Source organism: Chelatococcus sambhunathii (assembly GCF_001418005.1).
Taxonomy (GTDB): Bacteria; Pseudomonadota; Alphaproteobacteria; order Rhizobiales; family Beijerinckiaceae; genus Chelatococcus_A; species Chelatococcus_A sambhunathii.
In genome coordinates this window covers 1-10,236 of the sequence record NZ_LIOL01000024.1, presented here as the reverse complement: position 1 = coordinate 10,236, position 10,236 = coordinate 1, and the positions used below count along the sequence as shown (strand labels likewise).

Genomic DNA, 10,236 nt, shown 5'->3' with positions numbered 1-10,236 from the left:
CGAGCGTGGAGCCCAAACCCGATCCCATCCCGAACTCGGCCGTTAAACTCCACAGCGCCGATGGTACTGTGTCTCAAGACCCGGGAGAGTAGGTCGTTGCCGGGCCTGCCAAGGACAAAACCCCATTCCCTCAGTACGATGACCACCCCTCCAGAGGTCGCGCAGCACGCGCGCCAGCGCCCGAGGCACACACCTCCCGCGCAAAACCGCTCAGCAAGGCCCCAAAAGGCCACGCCACCAAAATCGACGCGGGGTGGAGCAGCCCGGTAGCTCGTCAGGCTCATAACCTGAAGGTCGTAGGTTCAAATCCTACCCCCGCAACCAAAATTACGAAGTAAAATCAATCGCTTACGCGAACGCCCCGGACCCGCGTCCGGGGCGTTCGCATGTCAACTCCGCAATACGTCCGCAAATTCATCGCCGCCCCGCTGCTCTGAGGGCGGCCGGCGGCGAAACATCGCGAGCACCGCGGCGCGCGGCATCGAGGGCGCGCCATTTGGGCACGTGCGCCGTCATGAGCGCTTTGAACAGCCGGCCGTGGTTCGGCACTTTCAAGTGCAGGAGCTCGTGAACGATGACGAAGTCCTGAAATCCCTCGCTTTGATCGTCGAGGTCAATCGCCAGCGTGATCGTGCCGGCCGTCGAGCAGGAACCCCATTTCCGGGTCATGCGTTGCACCCGGACAGCCCGGGGCATGACGCGCAGCTTGACCGCCCAGGCATCTACGCGGCGCCTGAGCCTTGCGGCCGGCGACAGCGATCCGTTGGTCGACCATTTCATTGCGTTACGATCTCGACGATCAAATCGACGATCTTCGTCCGCTCCTCGCGGCCAACCGCCAAGAGCGGCCGATAAAGCGCCGCACGGAATTGACGCTGTTCGTCGGCATTCACCCGTGCGTTGGGGAACCGGGCCATCAGCTTCTCGGTCTCTTTGGCGAGGTCAAGCGGCGCGATGCCGGCAGATTTCAGGGCGGCGTCTTCTCTCAGCGCCCAAAACACGCCAAATGCTCTGGGCGAAAGGCCGGTCTCCTTCGCGGCCTTCGCCGCCGCGTCCTTCTCCGCCGCAAGCGCTGCCAAGAGGTCCATCGCGGCAAGGCCGGTGGTCTTGCGATCTTCGAGATCCTTCAGGATGCGTTCGGCGCGATCCTTGAGCGGCTGGAGAACGGCCGCGGCGTTCGGATCGTCATCGATTTCCTTCTGGAGCCCGCGAACGAGGTTGAACACCTTGCCTTCGTCGGAACCCTTTTCGCTCCGCATGGCTTCGAGCGTCTTCACGTCGAACGTGACGCTCTTCGTCAGCCGGCCCAGCCCTTCCTGGGTGGCGCTTTGCTCGACCAGGCGCTTGGTCTTGTAGGCGAGATCGGCGACAAATCCGACCTTCTCGGCATAGGCATTGCGAACGGCGGCATAGAGCTGCGCGAGGCGCTTATAGGATTCGATGTGATCGCGCAGTTCCGGCGAGGGTGACAGGATTTCCCAAAGCGCCTCGATGTTCTTGTAGGCCTCGAAGAACGCCTTGCGCGCCTCGAGTTCGAGGAAGCGGCCATAGACGACGCGCTCCAGGCGCTCGTCCGAATCGCCGCCGTCGCCGGCATCGAGATAGTCCCTTACCGCATTCGCCATCTTCTCCTTGAAGGAGGCGAGCAGCACATCGAGGTCTTCGATCACGCCGCTCACGTCGGAAGAATCGAATTGCAGCGCCTTCCTCAACTCGCGCAGCACACCGACGAAATCGACAACCAGTCCGACGCGCTTCTGCACGCCTTGCGAATCGACATAGGGGCGGTTCACCCGTGCGATGGCTTGGAGCAGGACGTGATCCCGCATCGGCTTGTCGAGATACATGCAATAGAGCAGCGGCGCGTCGTAGCCGGTTAGAAGCTTGTCGGTAACGATCAGGATTTTGGGGTTCTGGTCGGGTTTCTTGAACAGGAGCCGGACATCGGCCTCGCGCTCCGGCGAAAGCTGCAATTGCGCCACCAGCGGGCGATCGACCACATCCGCTGCGTTCTCCGTATAGACGGCTTCCGTCCATTCGGGCGGCAGGAGCTTGTCCAGCGCCTGCTTGTATTTGGCGCAGGCCTCGCGATTTACGGCCACCAGAAATGCCTTGTAGCCGAGCGGCAGCACGCTTTCCTTGAAATGCTCGGCCACGAATTTCGCGACCTTCTCCACGCGATCATCGGCCGTGAGGAAGGTCCGCAGGCCCACGGCGCGGTCGAGAACCTTGTTCAGTTCTTCGACATCGGTCACGCCTTCGGAACCGGCAAGCTCGAAGAATTCCTTATCGAGCCGCTCGGCTGGCACGGTCATTTCGCTCGGCGCCATGACGTGCTTGATGGGCAGCGTCGTTTCGTCGTCGATCGACTCGGCGATCGAATATTTGTCGAGATAGCCCTTCTCGTCGTCCTTGCCGAAAATCTTGAAGGTGCCTTCGCCTTGTTCGGTCTTGGCGATGGGCGTCCCGGTAAAGCCGATGATCGTTGCATTGGGAACGGCGGCCATGAGATAGGTGCCGAGCTCCCTGGCGACCGAGCGGTGCGCCTCGTCGATGAAGACGTAGATGTTGTCGCGCGTGTTGCTGTTCTTGTCGATGGCCTCGAACTTGTGGATCATCGACAGGATCAGGCCGCGCCTGTCGGTCGAAAGCAATTCCTGCAACTCGGCCTTCGAGTTCGCCCGCCAGGTGGCGATATCCTGCTTTTGCATCTCGCCGAGCAGCTTCTCCACCCAACCCTTCATCTGACCTTCGAGTTCGGTGCGGTCCACGACAAGGATCACGGTTGCGTTCTTGAAGCGCTCCTTCTGTTCGAGGATCAGCCGCGCCGCGGTCAAAAGCGTGAAGGTTTTGCCGGAGCCTTGGGTGTGCCAGACGAGGCCGCGGTCCTTGGCGGGATCGGCGCAGCGCGCGATGATGGCGTCGATGGCGCGGCGTTGGTGTTGGCGAAGGACGGATTTCTTCGTCTCGCTGTCTTCGACGTAGAACAGAATCCAATGCTGGAGCGTGCGCAGGAAATCCGTGCGTTCGAAGAACGATTGCACTGCAAACCGATAGGCTTCGTCTCGCTCCTGCTTCCAGCGGGCGATGAAACGGCGCGTCGCGTTCCAGGTGACGCCGTACCAATATTCGAGAAGATGGGTGACATTGAAGAGCTGGGGCGCCCCGATCAGTTCCGGCGTTTCGATTTCGTAGCGGCGCAACTGCTTGATGGCGCGCTCGAGGGCGCCGCCGTCTTTCGGATTCTTGTGCTCGACGATGCAGACGGGCACGCCGTTGACGAGAAACATCACATCGGCGCGGTTGCCTTTGCGGGCCGGCGGTTTCAGCGCCCATTCCCAGGAGACGTGAAAGACGTTGCGCTCGGTGTTCTCGAAATCAATGAGCTTAACGCGGCGATGACGCTTTTCGTTCTCGTCGTACCATTGCCGCTCGCCGCGCAGCCAGGACAACATGTCCCGGTTGCCTTCGATGGTCGGCGGAATGGCTTCGAGCGTTTCAATGATGGATCGAATGGCGTCCTGACCGAGCCACGGATTGAACTCGGCAAGCTTCGCTTCCAGCTCGTCGCGCAGCAGCATGCCGGCTTCACCGCCGCGTTTTTGCTTGGCGACGTCCGGGTTGATCGGCGTCCAGCCGATTTCGGCCGCGTGTTTCACCATCGGGAACTGGACGGTACCCGCCTCGCTGATCTTGAGAGGCTTGTTCATTCCGCAGCCTCCAACTCTTTCGATCGCGCAAGCGCCGACAGGTCGAGATCGGCGACGCGGATTTCGCCGGTCATCAGTTTGTGCAGCAGCGCCTTGAAAAGCTCATCGAGCACCGCGCGCTTACGCTTGTGCAAATCGATCTTGCGGTCGATGGCGTCAAGGATCGCGACGATCTCGCGCTGCTCGTCGGGCGAAGGAAGCGGGATGCTGTGCTCATAAATCATCCCCTGCGTCACAAGGGGCTGCCCTGCCATCCTCTTGAAGCGATTGAGATCGAAGTATTCAAGAAATGCGCCGACATACGGTAGCTCAGCATCCGGGTTGAGCCATTCCTTAGCGTAGAGCGCATTATCGGTGATCCACACCTTCCCAGAGGCAACGTGGGTGGCTCCGCAGTACTCACCAACTCGTCCGATCACCAATATTGCCGGGGCATCCAGAAACCATCTGGACGAATAGCCCATCACTCCGTTGCCCCCGAGGACGGGAAAAGGCTGATCATTTGAAGGAAGCGCCACGAGATCGTCAGGTCGCGTCTTCCCACTGGTTAGCTTGAATAGCTGTTCGCAGGGAACAATCGCCCAACTCTCCGGCACCGGGCCGATTTCGGTTTCCTTCTGCGCTTCACCGCGAAGTCCGCGCGTGAACAGCGTCCGCATCGCGGCGCGCTTTAGCTCCTGAGCGACTTCGGCTGCATGATTATGCGTCTTGATAGCTTCGCGGACACGAGCAAGTGCCGTCGAAATATCTCGCTGCTCGGGCAGTGGCGGATGGGGCACTTCAAGAGCAGCAAGACGGTTGCGTGAAAGATTCGGGATTGTCGTCTTGTTTCCCGCACCTTCGAAGATGCCGAGTTGGGTAAACGCGGCCTGCAAGAAATAGACGTAAAAGCGCGGTTCAACCTCACCATTCAGCGGCCTCAGCCGGTGGAGGTGGTTCTGGAACGACATGACCTCTCGTTCGCCATTCCAGACTGCCGCGCGGCCGATCTCGCCGCCTTCGCAGACCAGCAGATCGCCCGGCTGAAGTAGTTTGTTGGCCAATTCCTGCTCGGGAATGGCCATTTCATCGACGGCAGCTAGATCGATTTCATCCCACAGGACATTCGAAGTTCGTAGGAACGGCGTCTTGACCGCACCATCACGGGCCGCCGCCGACATTGTCTTGCCGGCACCGATCTCGAAAAGCTCGCCAAGAGGACGCCAATTCCACGCGTCGTTGATCATAGGCGCACCAGCATCTTCGCCAGCTCAGCGTCGATCTCCCGCGCCTGCTCATCGAGCCGTAGCATCTCATCGACAATATCCTTGATCGGCCGTTGCTCCAGAGCATCCGATTGAGCGACCCACCGGCTCGGGCTGAGATTGTAATCCGCCTCCTCGGCCTGCTCGCGCGTGATCACCGCGATCTCGCCGTCCACCGGCTCGCCCTTGAGGAACATCGCCGCAAGCGGGCGGATATCTTCCTCGGGGATGAAGTTCTTGGGCCGGCCCTTCCGCACCCGCCGGCTGGCGTTCAAGAGCACGATCTTGTTCTTGCGCGCGGCCGGCTTGCGTTTGTTGAGCACGACGATCACGCCGGCGGCGGTGGTATTGTAGAAGAGGTTGTCGGGCAGCAGGATCACGCCGTCGATCAGATCCTGATCGACGAACCATTTGCGGATGTTGCGCTCCTTGTTCTCGTTCCTCGAGCCGGAGCCGCGCGTCACCGCGCCGGTATCGAGCACCACCGCCGCGCGGCCATGTTCGTTCATGCAGGCGAGCGTGTGCTGAAGCCAGGCCCAATCGCCGGCGCCGGTGGTGATGCCGCCGGCGGTGCGGAAACGGTCGAACGGATCGTTGGCGAAGATGTCCGGGTTGAAGGGCTGATTCCACATCGGATTGGCGACGACGATATCGTAGGTTCGCACCTTGCCATCGGCCGTGCGGAATTTCGGGTTGATCATCGTGTCGCCGCGCGCGATCTCGATATCCATATCGTGGATCACGCCGTTCATCTGCGCGATGGCGTAGTTCTCCGCCTGGAGCTCCTGTCCCGTCAGCTTGAGCGGCACCTTGCTGGTCGGGTCGAGTTCGCGGGCGACAAGCTGGAGCTTGATGAGGAGACCGGCCGAGCCGCAGGCGTAATCATGGCATTCCTCGCCGGGGCGCGGGCGCATAATGTGCGCCATCAGGAAGCCGACCTCGGTGGGGGTGAAGAACTCGCCCGCGCTCTGGCCCGAACCTTCGGCGAACTTCCGCAGCAGATATTCGTAGGCGCGGCCGAGGAAATCCGGCTGCACATCGGCGAGGCCCAGGCGATAGCGCGGATCGGAAAAGGTCTCGATGACGCCGCGCAGCTTCGCCGGGTTGACATCGCGCTCGCCATTGCGTTCGGCGGCGAAGTCCACAACGTCGATGACGCCGGACAGGCTGGGGTTCTGCTTGACCACCGCGCGCACCGCTTTGGTCAGGTGCTCGCCAATGTCCTTCGGCCTCGTGCTCTCGCCCTTGTCGTCGAGAGGCCATTCATAGTTTTCGCGGCCACTGATTACCGCCCACCGCGCTTCCGGGGGCAGATAGAAGCGGAGCAGCGAATGGTCGCTTTCGGCGATTTCGAGCGCGGTTTCGCGGTCGCCGTATTCCTCGGCCAGGCGCGTAATCTCGTCGTCGAACACGTCCGACAGGCGCTTCAGGAACAGGAGCGGCAGCAGGTAATCCTTGAACTTAGCGGCGTCCTTCTCGCCCCGGATTGAGCACGCCGCGTCCCACAGCATTTGCTCCATGGGCTTGGTGGAGGGCGCGGTTCCGCCCGTTCGCCGGCGCCGGGTAACATCGGCGGCCGGACCAGCCGATTCGGGAGCGCCCTCGACAGGTTCCACACCGGCGTCACGGGCAAGCGCCGCAATGGTCTCGCGGGCGGCCTTCTGGGGCACAGTGGTCCCTCCCTCCCAGCGGTTGACGGTGGCGAATGATACGCCCAAGCGCTCGGCGAGCTGCTCCTGGGTGAGGTTCAGCTTGGCCCGAATAGCGCGGAGGGTGGCGGCAACAGCTTGTGCGTTTGTCATATTTGTTATATTTGCGATAAATCAGAGCATGTCAAGCGCGATTCGTTTCCCGTCTGCAGGATCGCTCCCTTGACATAAGGAGTTGAAATGTTCCTTGTTCAGGAACATTTCGCTTGATCCTGGCACGGGTGCGACGTATATGAAGCTCGTCGGCGTGGAGATCATTGCAGAGGCACAGCGGCGCCATGCTGACGCGGCGAAGCGCCTCTCGGCCTGGAAGGCCGAAGTCGAATCGGAGACGACCGTATGGAAGTCCTTCCAGGATGTACGTGCGCGCTACCCATCCGTGGACCGGGTGGGCAGTCGGTACGTCTTCGATATCGGAGGCAACCGATATCGGCTGGTCGTCAAGATCAACTTCGCCGTGGGTGTTGTGGCGGTCCGCTGGTTCGGGCCCCACGCCGACTACGACAAGCTCAACATAGAGGAGGTTTGAACATGGCGCGCATCGCCCCCATTCGGACGGAAGCCGATCACAGGGCGGCCCTCGCGCGTATCGACGAGCTCATGGACGCGGAGGCCGGAACGCCCGAAGCCGATGAGCTTTCTGTCTTGGCTGATCTCGTCGCGATCTATGAGGCCAAGCACTTTCCAATCGAGCGCCCCACCCCTCTAGAGGCGATTCGGTTTCGGATGGAGCAGGCGGGGCTAGAGCCTCGGGATCTGGAACCGTACATCGGCAGCCGGGGGAAGGTTTCCGAGGTGCTCGCGGGAAAGCAGCCGCTGACGCTGCCAATGATCCGAGCGCTCTACAGGCACCTCGGCATCCCGGCGGAAGTCTTGCTCAATGAGGAACGAGGGCCGGCCGATGATCACGCCGACGGCGGTTCGGTGACCTTGGAGTGGTCCCGCTTCCCGATCAACGAGATGATCAGGCGCAATTGGGTTCGCTCGGTGGAATCGGCCAAGACAAAGGCCCAGGAATTGATGCGAGAATTGATCGAGGCTGCTGGCGGCGAGCGTGCGGTCCCGATGCCGCTTTGCCGTCGCAACGATGCCATGCGCCAAAACGCCAAGACGGACACCTACGCGCTCTTGGCATGGTGTCTCAAAGTTCTCGCCGTGGCGCGATCGGAAAAGCTAATGGGCAAATACCAGAAAGGAACTGTCGATCTCGAATTTCTTTCGCGGCTGGCAAAGCTGAGCGCCGATGCCGACGGACCACGGCGCGCAAAAGAGCGTCTGTCCTCCGCGGGCATTCACCTCGTTTGCGTTGCGCACCTCCCGAAGACTTACCTCGATGGTGCCGCTCTAAAGAAGGTCGATGATGGCACACCGATTGTGGCGCTTACGCTTCGCTACGATCGGCTCGATAACTTTTGGTTTTCACTCCTCCATGAGCTGGCGCATGTTGGGCGTCACTTCGATGGAAATGTCGAGGCCTTCGTGGACGACTTCTCGCTGCGCGAGGCGCCATCAAGGCACGAAGACCCTCGCGAAGATGAGGCGGACGAGTGGGCGAATGAAGCACTGATTCCCCGGGCAGCATGGGAGATGTCGGGGCTTCACTCTCATGCAAGCTACGCGGGGATTATCGCCTTCTCGCAACGAGTCGGAGTGCACCCCGCAATTGTTGCGGGCCGCATACGTCACCAGACGAGAAATTTCCGCGCGTTTGCGCCGCTGCTCGGAGCTGGGGAGGTACGGAAGCAACTCGAATTCGCGGGATGAAAAAGGGGCGAGGCACGGGCCTCGCCCCAAGGAGATCCGGCAAGGTGAAGGCGCACCCTTGCAGGTGGCCGACCCTCTCCGAACCCAAGTTGACGCTGCCATTAAGGCGGACGGAGTCGGGAAGGCAAGTTCAATCTGCGCCAGAAAAGAAAGGAGGTCGCCATGGGCGGCCCTCTTAAGCCGGGGAGTCCAGCTCCCCGTTCTGGTCAGTACGAGATTGTGGGTCCCCGAGGTGGGGGCACCGGCAAGGAGCGTACCGTTGTTCGCAGCGAGCCGCTTCCGCCGACGCCGAAACCGGGGATGGGCTACAAGCTCGTCGATCCGACCAAGAACGGCTCAGGCCGGAAGTAATGAGGAGCGCCGCCATAAAGAGCGGCGCTCCTATTCTCTTATCATCGAGGTCACGAATATGAGTGCACTTTTCGGACTTCCTCCGCCCAACCCTTTTGCAACGTCTATCCTTGGCGAAGCCTTGACCGAGCTCACGCGCAAGCCGAGGTCGCGGAGTGAATGGGAAGCGCGTTTCTCGCATTGGCAGAAGCCGGCGAGCGACACCGAGGAGCAGAAGATTGAAGCCGCCCAGCGAAGGATCGGACGGGCATTGCGGCTGACGTGCTCCCCTGAATTGTCCTCGCTTTGAGGTTAGCCTGTGTCCGAAGAGGAGACAGGCAATGAGGCGCAGCAGGTTTTCAGACGAACAGATCATCGGGATTTTGAAGGAGCACCAGGCGGGGCTTTCGGCGATGGAGCTCTGCCGCAAATACGGTGTGAGTGACGCGACCTTCTACAAGTGGCGCTCGAAGTATGGCGGCATGGACGTATCGGAGGCGAAGCGGCTGAAGAGCCTTGAGGAGGAGAACGGCAAACTGAAGCGTCTGCTGGCCGATGCCATGCTCGACGTCTCGACGCTGCGCGAGATGCTCGGAAAAAACTTCTAACGCCCGGGTCGAGGAGGAACGCCGTGACCTGGGCGATCGAGAACAAGGGCTACTCGCAGCGCCGCGCCTGTGGGCTGGTGGGCATTGAACCGCGGGTCTTCCGCTACCGTTCGAGCCGATCGGACGATGCCGGTCTGCGCAGTAGGCTGCGTGAACTGGCGGCGGAGCGCCGGCGCTTCGGCTACCGACGGCTGCACCTGCTCCTAAAGCGCGAAGGCGTGGCGGTGAACTGCAAGAAGCTCTACCGGCTCTATCGCGAGGAACGGCTGACGGTGCGCAAACGCGGCGGCCGCAAGCGGGCATTGGGCACCAGGGCGCCGATGGCAATCCCGCAGGATGCCAACCAGCGCTGGAGCCTCGACTTCGTCTCCGACACGCTGACCGACGGTCGTCGCTTCCGGATCCTGTGCGTCATCGACGACTTCAGCCGGGAGTGCCTGGCCACGGTCGTCGACAACTCGATCTCGGGCGAGCGCGTCGCCCGGGAACTCGATATCATCGCCGAGCATCGCGGCTACCCCTGCATGATCGTGTCGGACAACGGCACCGAGCTGACCTCGAATGCCATCCTGGCGTGGCAGGAGGATCGGCAGGTCGAATGGCACTACATCGCGCCGGGCAAGCCGATGCAGAACGGCTTCGTGGAAAGCTTCAATGGTCGGCTACGCGATGAGTGCCTCAACGAACGGCTCTTCACCAGCTACCGGCAAGCCCGCAACAGCATCGAAGAATGGAGGATCGACTACAATGTGAATCGCCCACACACGAGCCTCGATGGGCTCACCCCGAACGAATTTGCAACCCGGTCCAGATCGGACCACAACATGAACAGGGCTAACCTATAGACGGGGACAAAACGGGGAGCACGTCA

The 10,236-nt window shown here is 61.3% G+C and carries 7 protein-coding genes, 1 tRNA gene and 1 rRNA gene; 5 read left to right on the top strand and 4 right to left on the bottom strand.

Annotated features, from left to right (window positions below; genetic code table 11):
• Window positions 1-105, top strand: a 5S ribosomal RNA gene (rrf, locus tag ASC46_RS20445); the annotation flags it as partial.
• A gap of 142 nt (window positions 106-247) precedes the next feature.
• Window positions 248-324, top strand: a tRNA-Met gene (locus ASC46_RS20440).
• A 90-nt stretch (window positions 325-414) separates the two neighbouring features.
• On the opposite strand, the gene ASC46_RS20435 is transcribed toward ASC46_RS20440, so the two are convergent.
• The 4 genes from ASC46_RS20435 to ASC46_RS20420 are packed head-to-tail and all read right to left on the bottom strand — an operon-like array spanning window position 415 to window position 6,756.
• The gene (locus ASC46_RS20435) at window positions 415-780 is read right to left on the bottom strand and encodes a M48 metallopeptidase family protein (RefSeq protein WP_055461123.1); all 366 of its coding nucleotides are present in this window, start codon (window positions 778-780) and stop codon (window positions 415-417) included.
• The gene (locus ASC46_RS20430) at window positions 777-3,710 is read right to left on the bottom strand and encodes a type I restriction endonuclease subunit R (protein ID WP_055461122.1); all 2,934 of its coding nucleotides are present in this window, start codon (window positions 3,708-3,710) and stop codon (window positions 777-779) included. The genes ASC46_RS20435 and ASC46_RS20430 overlap by 4 nt, the downstream gene beginning before the upstream one ends.
• Window positions 3,707-4,936, bottom strand: a complete 1,230-nt coding sequence (locus ASC46_RS20425; RefSeq protein ID WP_055461121.1) for a restriction endonuclease subunit S — start codon at window positions 4,934-4,936, stop codon at window positions 3,707-3,709. The genes ASC46_RS20430 and ASC46_RS20425 overlap by 4 nt, the downstream gene beginning before the upstream one ends.
• Window positions 4,933-6,756 carry an N-6 DNA methylase gene (locus tag ASC46_RS20420; protein ID WP_055461120.1) on the bottom strand — a complete coding sequence of 608 codons (1,824 nt, stop codon included), beginning with the start codon at window positions 6,754-6,756 and terminating at the stop codon, window positions 4,933-4,935. The genes ASC46_RS20425 and ASC46_RS20420 overlap by 4 nt, the downstream gene beginning before the upstream one ends.
• Window positions 6,757-6,850: 94 nt before the next feature.
• On the opposite strand from ASC46_RS20420, the gene ASC46_RS20415 reads away from it, so the two are divergent.
• The 3 genes from ASC46_RS20415 to ASC46_RS20400 all read left to right on the top strand — a co-directional run bounded on the left by ASC46_RS20415 (window position 6,851) and on the right by ASC46_RS20400 (window position 10,210).
• Entirely contained in the window at window positions 6,851-7,192 is a 342-nt protein-coding gene (locus tag ASC46_RS20415; protein ID WP_169790126.1) for a type II toxin-antitoxin system HigB family toxin, read from the top strand.
• Window positions 7,193-7,194: 2 nt separating this feature from the next.
• On the top strand, window positions 7,195-8,427 hold the full coding sequence (locus ASC46_RS21925; RefSeq protein ID WP_055461118.1) for an ImmA/IrrE family metallo-endopeptidase: 1,233 nt from the start codon (window positions 7,195-7,197) through the stop codon (window positions 8,425-8,427).
• A gap of 671 nt (window positions 8,428-9,098) precedes the next feature.
• Window positions 9,099-10,210, top strand: a protein-coding gene (locus ASC46_RS20400; protein WP_096335404.1) for an IS3 family transposase whose coding sequence is annotated in 2 segments (ribosomal slippage) — window positions 9,099-9,354 and window positions 9,354-10,210 — 1,113 coding nt in all. Because the reading frame shifts where the segments join, the coding sequence is not laid out codon by codon here.
• Window positions 10,211-10,236: the final 26 nt, after the last annotated feature.

Bases quoted from the DNA above. Each gene is read 5' to 3' on its own strand.
- ASC46_RS20435 (WP_055461123.1), bottom strand. From the start codon at position 780: ATGAAATGGTCGACCAACGGATCGCTGTCGCCGGCCGCAAGGCTCAGG.
- ASC46_RS20430 (WP_055461122.1), bottom strand. From the start codon at position 3,710: ATGAACAAGCCTCTCAAGATCAGCGAGGCGGGTACCGTCCAGTTCCCG.
- ASC46_RS20425 (WP_055461121.1), bottom strand. From the start codon at position 4,936: ATGATCAACGACGCGTGGAATTGGCGTCCTCTTGGCGAGCTTTTCGAG.
- ASC46_RS20420 (WP_055461120.1), bottom strand. From the start codon at position 6,756: ATGACAAACGCACAAGCTGTTGCCGCCACCCTCCGCGCTATTCGGGCC.
- ASC46_RS21925 (WP_055461118.1), top strand. From the start codon at position 7,195: ATGGCGCGCATCGCCCCCATTCGGACGGAAGCCGATCACAGGGCGGCC.